Below are 16,264 nucleotides of genomic sequence, written 5' to 3'. Positions count from 1 at the left end.
TTTCTGACGCCGTACCAGGCCGGTTCGGCTGCTACGTTCTGCGGTCATGGATCTCGGGGAGGCGATGGCCCGGCTGCTGGCCGGGGACGACAGCGAGAGCACCGTGATCGAGGCGGCCGCACGGGCCGATCCGTCGGCGTTGCGTCCCTTCCACGACCGGTTGATCGACGCCGAGGCCTGGGTGTGGCCGTGGAGGCCGCTGTGGGTGGCCGCGACCGAGGAGACCGCCGCCCGCCTGGTCGCGGAGGTGGACGCCGGAGCCGGCATGTCCGAGCGCTGGCTGATGGCGCTGGGCCTCAGCCGGACCCGGACGGCCGCGGCGGCGCTGAGCCGCTGGACCAAGGAGCCGCCACCGGTGGCCGCGAGCCTGTACGTGCCGATCGCCCAGTACGCGCACGAGGGCGGCTGGGAGCTCGGCACGGAGGGCATCCGTCCGCTGAGCTCGCTCCCCTCGTACGCGCTGACCCCGACCGAAGCGGACCGGCCGCTCGCCGGCTGCCTGCCGCTCGACGAACGCTGCCCGTGGTGCGGTCTCGCCCTGCTGCGCCTGCTCGACGTCGACCTCGACGACCCGGGCGTGGCCGCGCTCGGCCTGGCCGGGCACGGGCGCGTGGTCGCGACGACCTGCCTCGACTGCGGCTCCTACACCGACGTCCTCGGTGAGTACCGCCCGGACGGCACGGCGACCTGGTCCGACGCCAACACCAGGCCCGGTTACCTGCCGCCGGCCGGGGAGTGGGACCTCGACCTGCCGACGGAGCGCCTCGGCCTCGGCCCGCTCCGGTGCACGCCGGTGGAAGGCATCGCCTGGAATGCCGGCGGCTCGACGCTGGGCGGTCTGCCCGACTGGATCCAGGACGCCGACTATCCGTCCTGCCCCCGCTGCCGTACCACCCTGTACTTCCTGGCCCAGCTCACCGGGGACGACCTGTGGGGCGAGTCGGCCGAGGGCTGCCACTACGTGTTCTTCTGTGCGGACGACTGCCGGACCACCGCGGTCGTCTACCAGCAGAGCTGACGACGAAGGGCGCGGAGCCGACCGGCTCCGCGCCCTTCGAGCGTGAGCAGGTGTCAGACCGTGCGGAAGGCCAGGACGACGTTGTGGCCGCCGAAGCCGAAGGAGTTGTTCAGCGCGGTCAGGCGGCCCTCGGCCGGGAGGGCGCGCGGCTCGCCGACGACGATGTCGGCCTCGACCTCCGGGTCGAGGTCGTCGACGTTGATGGTCGGCGGGGCCACGCGGTGGTGCAGGGCGAGCACCGTCGCGACGGTCTCGATGCCGCCCGCGCCGCCGAGGAGGTGGCCGGTCATGGACTTGGTCGCGGAGATCGCGATGTGGTCCAGGTGGTCGCCCAGGACCCGGCGCAGCGCCTTGATCTCGGCGGTGTCGCCCTGCGGGGTGGACGTGGCGTGCGCGTTGACGTGCACGATCTCCGCCGGGTCCACGTCGGAGGACTCCAGCAGCTGGGCGATCGCGCGGGCCACGCCCGAGCCCGTCGGCTCCGGCTGGGCGATGTGGTGGGCGTCGGAGGACAGGCCCTGGCCGACGGCCTCGCAGTAGACGCGGGCGCCACGCGCGGCCGCGTGCTCCGCGGACTCCAGCACCACGACGCCGGCGCCCTCGCCGAGGACGAAGCCGTCACGGGCCTTGTCGTAGGGGCGCGAGGCGGCCTGCGGGTGCTCGTTGTTCTTGGACATCGCCATCATGTTCGCGAAGGCGACGATCGGCAGCGGGTGGATCGCGGCCTCGGTGCCGCCGGCGACGACGACGTCGGCGCGGCCCGTGCGGATCATCTCGATCGCGTAGCCGATGGCCTCGGCGCCGGAGGCGCACGCGGACACGGGGGTGTGCACGCCGGCGCGGGCGCCGACCTCCAGGCCGACGTTGGCGGCGGGGGAGTTCGGCATCAGCATGGGGACGGTGTGCGGGGAGACGCGGCGAACGCCCTTCTCCTTCAGCACGTCGTACTGGTCGAGCAGGGTGGTCACGCCGCCGATGCCGGAGGCGACGACCGCGCCCAGCCGCTCGGGGGCGATCGGGGAGCCCTCCTCGGTCGCGGCGGTGGTGAAACCGGCGTCGGCCCAGGCCTCGCGCGCCGCGATCAGCGCGAACTGCGCCGAGCGGTCGAGCTTGCGGGCGAGCGGACGGGGCAGCACGTCGCCCGGGTCGACCGCGGTACGGGCGGCGATCCGGACCGGCAGGTCCTCGGCCCACTCCTCCTCGATGAGCGAGACGCCGGAGCGGCCCGCCACCAGGCCCTCCCAGGTGGACGTGGCGTCGGCGCCGAGCGGCGTGAAGGCGCCGATCCCGGTGACGACCACGGTGCGGTTGTCGCTGGTCACTGCTGTGTCTCCTGGCAGGGAAGGCCGGGCTCGGAAACCCGGTGGATCAGGTCGTTCAAAGGGGGTCGGGGGACGACGCCAGACGGCGGCGCCCCCCGAGACGAGCCGAAAGGCTCAGGTGTTTCAGCTGCTGTGCGCGACGATGTAGCTCACGGCGTCGCCGACGGTCTTCAGGTTCTTGACCTCGTCGTCCGGGATCTTGACGTCGAAGCGCTCCTCGGCGGCGACGACGACCTCGACCATGGACAGCGAGTCGACGTCGAGGTCGTCCGTGAAGGACTTGTCGAGCTGAACGTCCTCGGTCGGGATCCCGGCGATCTCGTTGACGATCTCCGCGAGACCTTCGAGGATCTCTTCCTGGGTGGCCATGAAGGCTCCTTCTTCGTGGTGAACGGGTGTTTCTACGGGAGAGTAACGACTGCGGCTGCGTAGACGAGACCCGCCCCGAAGCCGATGATGAGGGCGAGATCGCCGCTCTTCGCCTCGCCGGACTGGAGCATGCGCTCCATCGCCAGCGGGATGGATGCCGCCGAGGTGTTCCCGGTCTCCGCGATGTCGCGGGCCACCGGGACCGACTCGGGCAGCTTCAACGCCTTGATCATCGCGTCGATGATCCGCATGTTCGCCTGGTGCGGGATGAACGCGCCGAGCTGGTCGGCGGTGATCCCGGCGGCGTCCAGGGCCTGCTGCGCGGCCTTGGCCATGTCCCACACCGCCCAGCGGAAGACCGTCTGGCCCTCCATCCGCAGGGCCGGCCACTTCGTCTCCTCGCCCGCGCCGTTGACGGCGTCGGGCTTGGCGAACGCGGTGTCCCAGGCGACGGTCTGGCTGATCACGTCGGCCTGCGAGCCGTCGGAACCCCAGACGACCTTGCCGATGCCGGGCGTGTCGGAGGGACCCACCACGGCCGCACCGGCGCCGTCACCGAAGATGAAGGCGGTCGAGCGGTCGTGGATGTCGGTGAGGTCGGACAGGCGCTCCACGCCGATCACGACCACGTACTCGGCGCTGCCGCCGCGCACCATGCCGTCGGCCAGCGACAGGCCGTAGCCGAAGCCGGCGCAGGCGGCGGAGATGTCGAAGGCGGGCGCGGTGCCGCAGCCGAGACGCTGGGCGATCTCGGTGGCGATGGCCGGCGTCTGCTTCAGGTGCGAGACGGTCGCCACGATGACGCCGCCGACCTGCTCGGGCGCGATCCCGGCCATGGCGATCGCCTTGCTGGCGGCCTGGACCGACATCTCCGCGACGCTCTCCTCCGGGCCCGCCCAGCGGCGCTCGGTGATGCCGCTGCGGGTGCGGATCCACTCGTCGGAGGACTCGATCCAGTCGAGCACCTCGGAGTTCGGGATGACCCGGACCGGACGGTAGCCGCCGACGCCGTGGATGCGCGAGAACTGCGCGCCACTGACCGGCTTGATGGTGGGCTGGGGCTGCTCTGTCATGCCTGCTGCTCCCCGGCCCCGTGCTCGGCCACGAGCGCGAGGGCCTTGTCGAGATCGGCCGGAGTCTTCAGGGCCAGCGTCGCGACACCCTTGACGTTGCGCTTGACCAGGTTGGTGAGCGTCCCGGCGGGGGAGAGCTCGATCACCGCGGTGGCGCCGAGCTGCCCCAGGGTCTCCATGCACAGGTCCCAGCGGACCGGGTTGGAGACCTGGGAGACCAGACGCGCCAGCACCTCGGCGCCGGAGGAGACGAGCTCGCCGTCCTTGTTGGAGAGGTAGGAGACGCGCGGGTCGGCCACGGTCAGGGTCGGCGCCAGCTTCTCCAGCCGTGCCACGCCCGGGGCCATGTGCTCGGTGTGGAAGGCACCGGCCACCTTCAGCCCGATCACCCGCGCGCCGGCCGGCGGGTCGGCCTTGAGGGCGGCCAGCTGGTCCAGGGTGCCGGCGGCGACGATCTGGCCGCCGCCGTTGTTGTTGGCCGCGGTCAGCCCGTGGGCGGCCAGCTTCGCGGCCACCTCCTCCGGGTCCCCGCCGAGCACGGCGGTCATACCGGTCGCGGTGACGGCGGCCGCCTCGGCCATGCCCTGGCTGCGCTCGCGCACGAAGGCCAGGCCGTCCTCCGGCGTCAGCACCCCGGCGGCGACGGCGGCGGTGATCTCACCGACGCTGTGACCGGCGACGGCGCCGACCTTGGCCGGGAGGTCCGTCAGCGGGCCCAGCAGCGCGCCGGCGGTCACCAGCCCGGCGGCGACCAGCAGCGGCTGGGCGACGGCCGTGTCCTTGATCTCCTCCTCGGACGCCTCGGTACCGGCGTGGACCAGGTCCAGGCCGGCGACGTCGGACCAGCGGCGCAGGTTGTCGGCGACGCCGGGCACCTCCAGCCAGGGGGCGAGGAATCCGGGCGTCTGGGCGCCTTGTCCGGGAGCAACGAGTACGAGCACGTCTTCAACCTTCTCTTGTCCGGCCGGTGCGGCGCGGGTGAGGACCGCGACGAAGAACGGCGAGCCCAGTTGTGGGTTCCCTACAGCCGTGCATCATCGCAGCTCACCCCTACTGCAATCGGCCCAGGGCCAGGGCGATGCGCAGGGTGAACGCCGAACGCACGTCCGACGGGGCGTAGCCGGTGATATCAGTCACACGCCTCAGTCGATAGCGGACCGTGTTCGGGTGGACGAACAGCATGCGGGCGGCGCCCTCCAGCGAGGAGGCCTGCTCCAGGTAGACCGAGAGGGTGTCCAGCAGCGCCGAGCCCGCCTCGTCGAGCGGCGCGTAGATCTCCTCGACGAGCTGGGTGCGCGCGTGCACGTCCCCGGCCAGGGCCCGCTCGGGCAGCAGGTCGTCGGCCAGCACCGGGCGCGGCGCGTCCGGCCAGGCCCCGCACGCCCGCAGCCCGGCGGCGGCGGCCTGCGCGGAGCGGGTCGCGGACAGCAGGTCGGAGACGGTCGGGCCGATCACGACGGGACCGTCCGCGAACTGCCCGATCAGCGCGCGGGCGGCGATCACCGGGTCCCACAGACGCTCGCCGTTCCGCGGCTTCTTCTCGCCGACGACCACGACCAGCCGCGAGCCGAGCACCCCGGTGAGCACGTGCAGCTTGGCGTGCCGGGCGGCCCGGCGGATCGCCTCGACCACGAGCTCGCTGTCGCCGGCCGGCGCGCTGCCCATGACGACCATGACCCGGTCCGGCTGCCCCCAGCCGAGCGCGGCGGCGCGCGACAGCACGCCCTCGTCCGCGTCGCCGGACAGGAGCGAGTTGACCACCAGCGCCTCGAGGCGGGCGTCCCAGGCACCGCGTGCCTCCGCCGCCTGGGCGTAGACCTGTGCGGTGGCGAACGCGATCTCGCGGGCGTAGACCAGCACGGCCTCGCGCAGCGCGTCCTCCGCGCCCGGGGCGGCGACCTCCTCGATCGCCTCCTCGACGACCTCGATGGTGGTCCGGATCATCTCGACGGTCTGCCGCAGCGTGACCGCCCGGGTGAGCTCGCGCGGGGCGGTGCCGAAGACGTCGGTGCTGATCGCCTGCGGCGCGTCCGGGTGGCGGAACCACTCGGTGAACGCGGCGATACCGGCCTGCGCCACCAGCCCGATCCAGGAGCGGTGCTCCGGCGGCATGTTGCGGTACCAGGCGAGACTGTCGTCCATCCGGGCGATGGCGGCGGTGGCCATCTTCCCTGCGGCGCGCTCGAGGTTCTTCAGCGTCTGCGCGTGCTGCTCGGCGGTCGCCATCACCGTCTTGCGCTCGAACGCGGTGCCGCGCCGTGAGCCGCGCCGCGTCGTTTTCCCCGCGTCGGCGTCGACCGGGGCGACCGGTGCGGTATCGGCGGGCTGGTTCGCGGGGTTCTTTGCGACTGGGGCTGACACAGACTAAGCGTGCACCATCACCGTCCCCTCGCGTGCACGGGGAGGTCCCCGGCACGGGAGAGACGGATCACAACTCCTACAGTTTCCCCATGGCCCTCAGCATCCGCCGCGCAGGACACCGCTACCGCTCGGAGCCGGAACCGGGCGTCGTCACCGCCCACGCGTTCTCCTTCGCCGCGCACTACGACCCGGCCAACGTCTCCTTCGGCGCGCTGCTGGCCTGCAACGAGGAGTGCCTGGAGGCGGGCGCGGGATTCGCCGCGCACCGGCACCGGGACACCGAGATCCTCACCTGGGTCCTGGAGGGCGTGCTGGCCCACCAGGACGACCACGGCCACGCGGCCGAGGTCCGGCCGGGGCAGGTGCAGTACCTGAGCGCGGGCTCGGGTGTCAGCCACAGCGAGGTCAACGCGGGGGAGCAGCCCGTCCGCTTCCTGCAGTTCTGGCTTCAGCCGGGCGTCTTCGGGACGGAGCCGGCCCATACGGTCCTGGACGTGGACGCCGAGGCGCCGTCCGTGGTGCTGACCCCTCCGGGGCTGCTGCGCCGCGAGGACGCCGCTCTGCACCTGGTGCGCGCGGCGGCCTACACGCCCCTCCCCGAGCTGCCGCGCGCCGCCTACCTGTACCTGCACGTCGCCCGGGGCGACCTGGGCTTCCGCGAGCGGGGCGGCCCGAAGGGCCGCGGCCGCGAACTGCGGACGGGCGACGCGGTGCGGTGCACCGAGGGCGACACCCTGGTCGAACCGACCGCGGGGCCGGACGGGGTCGAGCTGCTGGTGTGGGCGATGGAGTCGCCCGTCGGCTACGGCTGAGGCCGCAGCTCGGCGAGGACCGCGTCCGTGAACGGCGTCCAGACCTCCGCCGCCCAGGGCCCGAAGTCGCGGTCGGTCAGCACCACGCAGGCCGCGCCCGCCGCCGGGTCGACCCACAGGAACGTGCCGGACTGGCCGAAGTGGCCGAACGTCGAGGGGGAGCTGGTCAGGCCGGTCCAGTGCGGGGACTTGTGGTCGCGGATGTCGAAGCCGAGGCCCCAGTCGTTCGGCTTCTGGTGACCGTAGCCCGGCAGGACACCGTTCAGGCCGGGATAGGCGACCGACGTCGCCGCGGCGACGGTCTCGGGGTGCAGGACGCGCGGCGCCTGCAACTCCGCGGCGAAGCGCGCGAGGTCGGCGGCGGTGGAGACGCCACCCGCCCCGGCCGGGGACTTGCTCGCGGCGTCGAGCCAGGTCTGCTCCATGCCGAGCGGCGCGAACACCGCCTCCTTCGCGTACTGGGGGAACGGCATGCCCGTCGCCTTGGCGACCGCCTCGGCCAGGACGTCGAAGCCCGCGTTGGAGTAGAGGCGGCGGGTGCCGGGCGCGGCCATCGGCTTGTGCTCGTCGAAGGCGAGGCCGGAGGTGTGCGCGAGCAGGTGGCGGACGGTCGAGCCCTCGGGGCCGGCCGGGTCGTCCAGCTCCAGGGCGCCCTCCTCGACCGCGACCAGCGTCGCGTACGCGGTCAGCGGCTTGGTCACGGACGCCAGCTTGAACGGGTGCCGCTGGGGGCCGTGGCTCCCGGCGACGCTGCCGTCCGCGCGGACGACGACCGCGGCGGCGGTGGTGACGGGCCACTGTTCGATCAGGCGCAGGCTCTCCATGTCGGCGAGTCTAGAGAGTGCCGGTTGCTTAGAGTGCACTCCAAGTCAGTAGCGTCGTGCACGACACGATCGGAAGGGGGCCGCCAGAATGTCCCACGCAGCGTCCCAGGCAGCGGTGGCGGGAAGCGAGTTCGAGGCGCGCTACACGATCGGCGAGGTCGCCGAGCGCACCGGCCTCAGTGCGCACACGCTGCGCTGGTACGAGCGGATCGGTCTGCTGGACCACCCCGCCCGCTCGCACCACGGCCAGCGCCGCTTCAGCGACGCGGATCTCGGCTGGCTGGCCTTCCTGGGCAACCTGCGTGCCACCGGCATGCCGGTGGCGGCGATGCTGCGCTACACCGAGCTGGTCCGCGCGGGTGACGACACCCGCGCCGAACGGCGCGAGCTGCTGATCGAGCACCGCGAGGAGGTGCTGGCGCGCATCCGCGACCTGCAGGCCAACCTTCTGGTCCTGGACTACAAGATCGACTTGTACGGCCGGGACTGTCACCAAGGCCAAGACCGTCAGTAGGACGAGAGGCAGGACTGAGTCACATGAGCACCATCGGGACCACCACGCTCGGTGCGAACGGCCCGGCCGTCGGGGTGCAGGGCCTCGGCTGCATGGGCATGAGCGACTTCTACAGCGACCAGTTCGGCGACACCGGCGAGGCCGAGTCCCGCGCCACGCTGGAGCGCGCCCTGGAGCTGGGCGTCACCCTCTTCGACACCGCCGACATGTACGGCTACGGCCGCAACGAGGAGTTCGTCGGCCCGTTCGTCCAGGCCCACCGCGACCGGGTGCTGCTCGCGACGAAGTTCGCGATCGAGCGCCGCGAGGACGACCCGGCGCACCGAGCGGTCCGCAACGACGCGGCCTACATCCACCAGGCCGTCGACGCGAGCCTGCGCCGCCTGGGCGTCGACCACATCGACCTCTACTACATGCACCGCCGCAACCCCGAGGTCCCGCTGGCGGAGTCCGTCGGCGCGATGGGTGAGCTGGTCGCCGCGGGCAAGGTCCGCTACCTGGGCCTGTCCGAGGTCAACGGCGCGGAGCTGCGGGAGGCGCACGCGGTCCACCCGATCGCGGCGCTCCAGTCGGAGTGGTCACTGTTCTCCCGCGACGTGGAGCGCAGCGCCGTGCCGGCGGCGGCCGAGCTGGGCGTCGCGTTCGTCCCGTACTCGCCGTTGGGCCGCGGCTTCCTGACCGGCTCCTTCAGCAACGCGAGCGAGCTCGCGCAGGGCGACTTCCGCCACTACCAGCCGCGCTTCACCGGCGACAACGCCGCGCACAACGCGGCGCTGCTGGCGCCCGTCCACAAGATCGCCGCCGACCGCGGCGCGACGGCGGCCCAGGTGGCCCTCGCCTGGGTCCAGCAGCGCGCCCAGGTCCACGGCCTCCCGGTCATCCCGATCCCGGGCACCCGCAAGCGCACCCGCCTGGAGGAGAACACCGGCGCCACCGCCCTGACTCTCACCGATGCCGAGCTCGCCACCCTGGAGCCCATCGCCTCCCAGGTCGCGGGCGAGCGCTACGCGGACATGAGCAGCATCTCGAAGTAGCAGGCCCCTGCTCGCTCCCCCCGCGCCTACCCGCCCCGGTGACCGAGGGTCAGGAGGTACGCGGTCGCAGCCCCGAGTGTCCCGGCCGTCGGCGCCTCGGCGGTCGGGAGGGGCTGCGGCGCCGGGGCCCGGAACGTCGCCTCGTCCGCCGGCGTCGGTTCCAGCGCCTCGGCGCGGTTGAGTACGAGCATGTCGGCGAGCAGGCAGGTGACCTCGCCGTCCTCGCCGCGGCCGATCCAGACGGGGTAGCTGCCGTCGCCGTAGCCGCTCGGGTACGCGACCACGTTGAAGCCCGTGGCCGGGTCCTGCCAGCGGGCGTACCCGTCGCCCTCCTCGGCGGAGAAGACCGCCCCCGCCGGATCGCCCTGGACGGCCGCGACGAGGGCCTCCCGCGTGGCGAGGTCCAGGAAGCAGCCGGTGCCGGAGTCGACGCCGAAGCCGAAGAACTCGCCGTCGTTCAGCATCCGTGCGTCCTGGCCCGGGCGCAGCGCCAACTCCCAGCTGAGGGTGGGCACGTCGGCCCGGATCACCAGCCGGGCCGCCGGGGTCTCGCCCCAGGGGTGCGCCTCCCACCGCATCCGCGCGATCTGCACCGGGTAGGCGCCGGGCGCGACGGCGACGGTGAAGGGCTCGTCGGACTCGCCGAGCGTGCCGGGATCGGCGGCGATGACCCGCCCGGTCGGCAGCCGCAGCAGACCCGCGTCCTCGGGTTCCAGGATCTCGGTGACGCCGTAGTGGGCCCGTAGCCGGGAGCCGGCCGCGAACAGGGCCGCCAGGTTCCCGGGCCGCAGGCCGGCGGGCTCCGCCCAGGCAGGCCGGGGCCCGGCCCCGGACCCTCGGGCGGGCTCGGGAGCCGGAGCGGTCGTCAGCTCGGCGACCGCGGACAACGCGGCGTCGACCAGGGCGCTCCAGTCGCCGAAAGCGGGAAGCGGCACCGTGCGGTGCTCGCCGGGGACCACGGCCCGGCTGTGGAGGCTGCCACCCGCCGCTGTCCGGCGAATGATCCGGGCACGGCCGTCGGCCGATATGTCGGCCGTGAAGTGAGGCGTGCCCTCCTCGCCCGCCGGCTCCGACGGCTTCGCCGGCTCCGACGGCTTCGACGGCTTCGACGGCTTCGACGGCTTCGACGGCTTCGCCGGCTCCGCCAGCTCCGACGGCCATGCGCGCAGTCGCAGCAGGTGCAGGCGGTCCGCCCAGATCTCGCGGAAGTCGTAGCTCCGCTCACGGCGGCCCTCGGTGCCGAACAGGTCGAGCGACGCGATTCCGTTCGTGCGGGCGGACCGGAAGACGGCGCGCGGCGTCCGCCCCGTCCGGAGCAGCACGGAGTACGGCTCGCCCGACCGGTGCCGCTCCCGGGCCGCCGCCTCGGACAGGGGGTGAGCGAACAGAGCCTCACGCACGTCCCAGTCGATGCCGTACGAGACCTCGACGACCGTGTTCCCCATGGCGGCGCCCTCCCCCTGATCAGCGAGTGTTCGGGGGCTCACGCTAGCGGGTGCGACCGACAGTCCCCGCAGGCCGTCGGCTCAGCCGGTCACGTCGTCGTAGTGGCCGAGCGCGATGTCGGCGAAGTTGCGCAGGCTCGCCGTGCCCTCGACGAAGTAGCCGTTGTGGCCGGCGGCGCCCGTCGAGGCGACCAGGTGGCTGCCGAACCCGGCCGACGTCGGGTCCTGGCCGTGGCCGAGGCCGGCGAACTCCAGGTAGGGAACGTTGCCGATCCAGTCGGTCGCGTTGCGCTCGGTCGCCCACAGGCGGACGCCCGAACCCAGCGCGGCGGCGTTGTCGATGTCCATGCCGGGGCTGCCGAGGACCACCATGTCCGTCACCTCGCCCGTCGCGTGCAGCGTGGGCGCGGCCACCCCGCAGACCACCGACCCGTAGGAGTGGCAGAACAGGGCCGGCGCCGAGCTCGGGTGGGAGGTGAGCGCGAGCCCGGAGAGGAAGCGGGTCAGGCGCGGGGCGCCCGCGTCCGCCAGGCGGGAGGTCGCGGCGTCCGCGCCGAGGCCGACCGGGGTGACGTAGTCGGCCCAGGCTATGGCGGCCGTCGAGGTGCCGGGGGAGACCTGCTGCTCCTCGCCGCGCAGCGCCTGCGCCGCGGTCTGGACCTTGCCGAAGTGAGCGAGGTCGATGTCGGAGCCGGGGACCAGGACGGCGACCTTGTCGGCCGTCGCCAGGTCGCCGAAGACCTCCGCGACCAGGCCGCGGCTGCGCGGGTCGAAGGCGATGACCTGGTGGCCGGGCTGCGTCAGCGTGCTCAGCATCGCGATCTGCGCGGTGGCCTGCGGGTCCTCCCGCTTGAGGCGGTCCAGCTCGGTCCGCATGGCGAGCTGGTTGGCCTGGTAGCGCAGCGCGAGCGGGGCGCCGTCGAGGTTGCCGACGACCAGCGGGTAGGTCTGGACGAGCCGCTGCGCCTGCGCGGCGGTGAGCTCGGCGAAGAACGTGGCGACCTCGGTCGCGGACGCGCTCGCCGGGTCCGGCATGGTCAGGCCCAGCGAGTGGTCGTGCAGCCAGGCGACGCTCCCGGTCGGCGGCGTGGTGACGGCGATCTGCTCGGCGGAGACGGCAGCTCCCGCGGCCGCGGCACCCGTGCCGGCGAGACAGGTGAAGGAGACCAGTGCTGCCACCAGGGTGCGCTTGAACCGCATGCAGGAGTCTCCTTGGATGCCGGTGACCGTCGTGCGGGCGGTGTCGAACTGCCCGGAGGTCTGACGGAATGCGGGTGGCGGGTCGCGGGGGCGACGAAACCACCTGCCCGCCATGCGAGACGCTCTGCGCAAGCGTAAGGGCATCGTCCGGCTGCGTACGCTGTACGAAGCAGGATCAAACTGCGACAACCATCACAATGGCCGTCAATCGACCATGACTCGTGCCGGATTCTTACGAGCCGTTCACACGACAACGGTGGGCGACGCCTCAGGGCGTCACCCACCGTTGCTACGCGACTATCAGGAGTGCTTCCAGGTCACCGAGAAGTTCTCGCCGCCCGACAGCGACGAGGTCGTGGCCTTCGTCGTGGAGCCGGAGACCATGTTGATCTGGTCCGGGCTGTAGTTGCCGAGCGCCTGCCCGTTGGCGAGCGAATTGGTGAAGTTGACGGTGCCGAAGTCGGTCAGCGGCAGCACGCCCGTGGAACTGGACGGGGCCTCGGCGATGACCTCGACCGAGTAGCGCTGGGCCGGCGAGTACGTCTTGCTCACCGAGCGGCTCCACCCCTGGGTGGTGTCGCTGATCTTCATCGTGAACTTGCCGGAGCCGTTGTAGGTGACCGAGCCGGTGAAGTGGTCGCCCGGCCGCACGGTGTTGGAGAAGTTCACGGGGTAGGCGGGGTACATCTCGTACCAGGAGTAGTACTGCGGCGAGCCGCCCGAGCAGTCGACCTCGGAACCGGTCTGCTCGACGCTGTTGCTGCCGTCGCCGTCGATGCCCACCCAGAAGCTGGAGTAGGTGGTGGCGCTGCTGCACTTGCCGGTCGGCTCGACCCAGCTCGCGGAGATGCTGGTGAAGCTGCCGCCGGTCGCGGCGAAGCCGGACCAGTTGGAGCTGGAGCTGTTGCGCAGGTGGATGTGCAGGTTGTGCACGGTGCCGTTGCTGATCGCGGGGGCGGCGACCGCGACGGCGGGGGCGGCCGTCCCGAGGGTGGCCAGAAGTGCGGCGGACAGAGCGGTGGCGCGACGGGTCGTACGCATGGGGCTCCTCTCGCACAGAAGGCCGACTGTTGTCGGCGTTCCGCCAAGGTAGAGGAGCTGTCACCCCACGGGGGAGTGGTTTGCCGCAATCCACAGAAAAAAGTCAGAACAAACACAGAGGCTCGGTGACGAACCGTCACCGAGCCTCTGTTGTTCTGCTGTTCAGCTGTTCAGGTATTGCGCGATCACGCGTCGCCGCCGGCGTTGCCCGGGTGGGCGGCCGTGACGTCCAGCAACTGGTAGCGGTCGATGGCCGCCTTCAGCGCGGTGCGGTCGATCTTGCCCTGCTTGGCCAGCTCGGTCAGCACACCCAGCACGATCGACTGCGCGTCGATGTGGAAGTAGCGGCGCGCCGCGCCACGGGTGTCGGCGAAGCCGAAGCCGTCGGCGCCCAGCGACTGGTACTGGCCCGGGACCCAGCGCGAGATCTGGTCCGGCACCGCGCGCATCCAGTCGGAGACGGCCACGAACGGGCCCTCGCTGCCGGCGAGCTTGCGCTGCACGAACGGGACGCGCTGCTCCTCGTCCGGGTTCAGCAGGTTGAACTCCTCGACGTCCACGGCCTCACGGCGCAGCTCGTTCCAGGAGGTCACCGACCACACCGAGGCCTTGACGTTCCACTCCTCGGCGAGGATGCGCTGGGCCTCGAGCGCCCACGGCACGGCCACGCCGGAGGCGAGGATCTGCGCCGGGACCTGGCCGCCCTGACCCTCCGAGATCTTGTGCACGCCCTTGAGGATGCCCTCGACGTCCACGTTCTCGGGCTCGGCCGGCATCTGGATCGGCTCGTTGTACACGGTGAGGTAGTAGAAGACGTCCTCGCCGTGCGGGTGCTCCGGGCTGCTGCCGTACATGCGGCGCAGACCGTCCTGCACGATGTGGGCGATCTCGTAGCCGTAGGCCGGGTCGTAGCTGACGGCCGCCGGGTTGGTCGAGGCCAGCAGCTGGCTGTGACCGTCGGCGTGCTGCAGGCCCTCACCGGTCAGCGTGGTGCGGCCGGCCGTCGCGCCGAGCACGAAGCCGCGCGCCAGCTGGTCGGCCATCTGCCAGAACTGGTCACCGGTGCGCTGGAACCCGAACATCGAGTAGAAGACGTAGACCGGGATCAGCGGCTCGCCGTGGGTGGCGTAGGACGAACCCGCGGCGATCAGCGAGGCGGTCGAGCCGGCCTCGGTGATGCCGTCCTGGATCATCTGGCCCTGCGGCGAGGTCTTGTACGCGAGCAGCAGGTCACGGTCGACCGACTCGTACTGCTGGCCCATCGGGTCGTAGATCTTCGCGGACGGGAAGAGCGAGTCCATACCGAAGGTGCGGTACTCGTCCGGCGCGATCGTCACGAAGCGCTTGCCGATGTTCTTGTCCCGCATCAGGTCCTTGAGCAGGCGGACGAAGGCCATCGTGGTGGCGATCGACTGCTGGCCGGAGCCCTTCTTCAGGACCTTGTAGGCGTCGTCGCCGGGGAGCTCCAGCTTGCGCGGCCGGACCTTGCGGGTCGGCATGTAACCGCCGAGCTCCGCACGGCGGTCGTGCATGTACTGGATCTCCTCCGAGTCCTTGCCCGGGTGGTAGTAGGGCGGGTAGCCCTCGTCCAGCTGCTTGTCGGTGATCGGCAGGTGCAGCCGGTCACGGAAGCGCTTGAGGTCCTCGACCGTCAGCTTCTTCATCTGGTGGGTCGCGTTGCGGCCCTCGAAGTTCGGGCCGAGCGTCCAGCCCTTGACGGTCTGGGCCAGGATGACGGTCGGCTGGCCCTTGTGCTCGGTCGCGGCCTTGAACGCGGCGTAGACCTTCTTGTGGTCGTGGCCGCCGCGGCCCAGGTGCTGGATCTGCTCGTCCGTCATGCCCTCGACCATGGCGCGCAGGCGCAGGTCGCCGCCGAAGAAGTGCTCGCGGATGTACGAGCCGGACTCGGTGGCGTAGGTCTGGAACTGGCCGTCCGGAGTGGTGTTCATCTTGTTGACGAGCACGCCGTCGCGGTCCTGGCCCAGCAGCGGGTCCCAGCTGCGGTCCCAGATGAGCTTGATCACGTTCCAGCCGTTGCCGCGGAAGATCGACTCCAGCTCCTGGATGATCTTGCCGTTGCCGCGGACCGGGCCGTCGAGGCGCTGCAGGTTGCAGTTGACGACGAAGGTCAGGTTGTCCAGGCCCTCGCGCGCGGCGATGGAGAGCTGGCCGAGCGACTCGACCTCGTCCATCTCGCCGTCGCCGAGGAAGGCCCACACGCGGGAGTCCGAGGTGTCCTTGATGCCGTGGTTCTCCAGGTAGCGGTTCATCCGCGCCTGGTAGATGGCACCGAGGGGGCCGAGGCCCATGGAGACGGTCGGGAACTCCCAGAAGTCCGGCATGTTGCGCGGGTGCGGGTAGCTGGAGAGGCCGAACGGCGCGCGCGAGTGCTCCTGGCGGAAGCTGTCGAGCTGCTGCTCACTCAGTCGGTCCAGCAGGTACGCGCGGGCGTAGATGCCCGGGGAGGCGTGACCCTGGAAGTAGATCTGGTCGCCGGAGGCGCCGTCGGCGTCCTTGCCCTTGAAGAAGTAGTTGAAGCCCACGTCGTACAGCGACGCGGAGGAGGCGAAGGTGGCGATGTGGCCGCCGACGCCGATGCCCGGGCGCTGCGCACGGGACACCATCACGGCCGCGTTCCAGCGGGTCGCGTTGAGGACCTTGCGCTCGATCTCCTCGTTGCCGGGGAAGAACGGCTCGTCCTTGGTGGCGATGGTGTTGACGTAGTCCGTGCTGCGCATCTCCGGCACGGCGACGCGCCGCTCGCGGGCGCGCTCGATCAGCCGCAGCATGAGGTACCGGGCGCGCTCACGGCCACGCTCGTCGACGGCGGCGTCGAGGGAGTCCAGCCATTCGCTGGTCTCCTCGGGATCGAAGTCCGGGACCTGACTGGGCAGGCCGCCAATGATGATCGGGTTGCGATCGGATCCGGAAGCCACGCTGTTCCTTCACTTGTCGGTCGTTGCGGGAGGGTGTCGCGCCGCCTCCATCGTGGACCGCAAGGGGAGAAACGTCATCTCTACCCATGAGTAACCGATTCGCGCCCTTTTGGGAGTAATCCCTTAGGGGCAATCGACCCGGTTCCCGTCCGGTGCGCGGTGTCGCACGACGAGGCGGCCCGACCGTTCCCCACAACGTTGTGGAGTGGGCAGGCTGGGGAGGGCCAACAGGAGACTCTACGCCTGGTCAAGGACTAGTCGGTCACATGGTCGACTGTTGAGACGTCACACCACCCGGGCCCCTACCGGGAGTGA

The 16,264-nt window shown here is 71.6% G+C and carries 14 protein-coding genes; 4 read left to right on the top strand and 10 right to left on the bottom strand.

Going from position 1 to position 16,264, the window contains the following annotated elements; genetic code table 11:
- The first annotated feature begins 46 nt into the window (after positions 1-46).
- Positions 47-1,018 carry a hypothetical protein gene (locus ABH931_RS03610; protein WP_370109776.1) on the top strand — a complete coding sequence of 324 codons (972 nt, stop codon included), beginning with the start codon at positions 47-49 and terminating at the stop codon, positions 1,016-1,018.
- 53 nt (positions 1,019-1,071) lie between these two features.
- Here the strand turns inward: ABH931_RS03610 and fabF are convergent, their stop codons facing one another.
- The 5 genes from fabF to ABH931_RS03585 form a co-directional block, all read right to left on the bottom strand.
- The gene (gene fabF, locus ABH931_RS03605) at positions 1,072-2,340 is read right to left on the bottom strand and encodes a beta-ketoacyl-ACP synthase II (RefSeq protein ID WP_370109774.1); all 1,269 of its coding nucleotides are present in this window, start codon (positions 2,338-2,340) and stop codon (positions 1,072-1,074) included.
- Between the two features lie 123 nt (positions 2,341-2,463).
- The gene (locus ABH931_RS03600) at positions 2,464-2,709 is read right to left on the bottom strand and encodes an acyl carrier protein (protein WP_370109772.1); all 246 of its coding nucleotides are present in this window, start codon (positions 2,707-2,709) and stop codon (positions 2,464-2,466) included.
- A gap of 32 nt (positions 2,710-2,741) precedes the next feature.
- The gene (locus ABH931_RS03595; RefSeq protein WP_370109770.1) at positions 2,742-3,782 is read right to left on the bottom strand and encodes a beta-ketoacyl-ACP synthase III; all 1,041 of its coding nucleotides are present in this window, start codon (positions 3,780-3,782) and stop codon (positions 2,742-2,744) included.
- Positions 3,779-4,723 carry an ACP S-malonyltransferase gene (locus ABH931_RS03590; RefSeq protein ID WP_370109768.1) on the bottom strand — a complete coding sequence of 315 codons (945 nt, stop codon included), beginning with the start codon at positions 4,721-4,723 and terminating at the stop codon, positions 3,779-3,781. The genes ABH931_RS03595 and ABH931_RS03590 overlap by 4 nt, the downstream gene beginning before the upstream one ends.
- A gap of 109 nt (positions 4,724-4,832) precedes the next feature.
- Complete coding sequence (locus tag ABH931_RS03585; RefSeq protein WP_370110053.1) at positions 4,833-6,008, bottom strand: PucR family transcriptional regulator; 1,176 nt, start codon at positions 6,006-6,008, stop codon at positions 4,833-4,835.
- Positions 6,009-6,232: 224 nt separating this feature from the next.
- Here ABH931_RS03585 and ABH931_RS03580 point away from each other — a divergent pair, with 224 nt between their 5' ends.
- Complete coding sequence (locus tag ABH931_RS03580; protein ID WP_370109766.1) at positions 6,233-6,955, top strand: pirin family protein; 723 nt, start codon at positions 6,233-6,235, stop codon at positions 6,953-6,955.
- Here the strand turns inward: ABH931_RS03580 and ABH931_RS03575 are convergent.
- Complete coding sequence (locus tag ABH931_RS03575; protein ID WP_370109764.1) at positions 6,946-7,779, bottom strand: serine hydrolase domain-containing protein; 834 nt, start codon at positions 7,777-7,779, stop codon at positions 6,946-6,948. The genes ABH931_RS03580 and ABH931_RS03575 overlap by 10 nt on opposite strands.
- A gap of 88 nt (positions 7,780-7,867) precedes the next feature.
- Between ABH931_RS03575 and ABH931_RS03570 the strand changes: the two genes are divergently transcribed.
- The gene (locus ABH931_RS03570) at positions 7,868-8,293 is read left to right on the top strand and encodes a MerR family transcriptional regulator (RefSeq protein WP_370109762.1); all 426 of its coding nucleotides are present in this window, start codon (positions 7,868-7,870) and stop codon (positions 8,291-8,293) included.
- A gap of 23 nt (positions 8,294-8,316) precedes the next feature.
- Positions 8,317-9,327, top strand: coding sequence for an aldo/keto reductase (locus tag ABH931_RS03565; RefSeq protein WP_370109760.1), 1,011 nt, complete (start codon positions 8,317-8,319; stop codon positions 9,325-9,327).
- Positions 9,328-9,353: 26 nt separating this feature from the next.
- On the opposite strand, the gene ABH931_RS03560 is transcribed toward ABH931_RS03565, so the two are convergent.
- From ABH931_RS03560 to aceE, 4 genes are all read right to left on the bottom strand, one after another.
- Positions 9,354-10,772, bottom strand: a complete 1,419-nt coding sequence (locus ABH931_RS03560; RefSeq protein ID WP_370109758.1) for a DUF4241 domain-containing protein — start codon at positions 10,770-10,772, stop codon at positions 9,354-9,356.
- 81 nt (positions 10,773-10,853) lie between these two features.
- Positions 10,854-11,972, bottom strand: coding sequence for an alpha/beta hydrolase (locus tag ABH931_RS03555; RefSeq protein WP_370109757.1), 1,119 nt, complete (start codon positions 11,970-11,972; stop codon positions 10,854-10,856).
- A 300-nt stretch (positions 11,973-12,272) separates the two neighbouring features.
- Complete coding sequence (locus tag ABH931_RS03550; RefSeq protein ID WP_370109755.1) at positions 12,273-13,013, bottom strand: G1 family glutamic endopeptidase; 741 nt, start codon at positions 13,011-13,013, stop codon at positions 12,273-12,275.
- 185 nt (positions 13,014-13,198) lie between these two features.
- Positions 13,199-15,949, bottom strand: coding sequence for a pyruvate dehydrogenase (acetyl-transferring), homodimeric type (gene aceE / locus ABH931_RS03545; RefSeq protein WP_370109753.1), 2,751 nt, complete (start codon positions 15,947-15,949; stop codon positions 13,199-13,201).
- Positions 15,950-16,264: the final 315 nt, after the last annotated feature.

The organism is Streptacidiphilus sp. MAP12-33 (genome assembly GCF_041261265.1).
Classification (GTDB): domain Bacteria; phylum Actinomycetota; class Actinomycetes; order Streptomycetales; family Streptomycetaceae; genus Streptacidiphilus.
The sequence above is the reverse complement of the archived record's forward strand: the minus strand, read 5'-3'. Positions and strand labels throughout refer to the sequence as shown.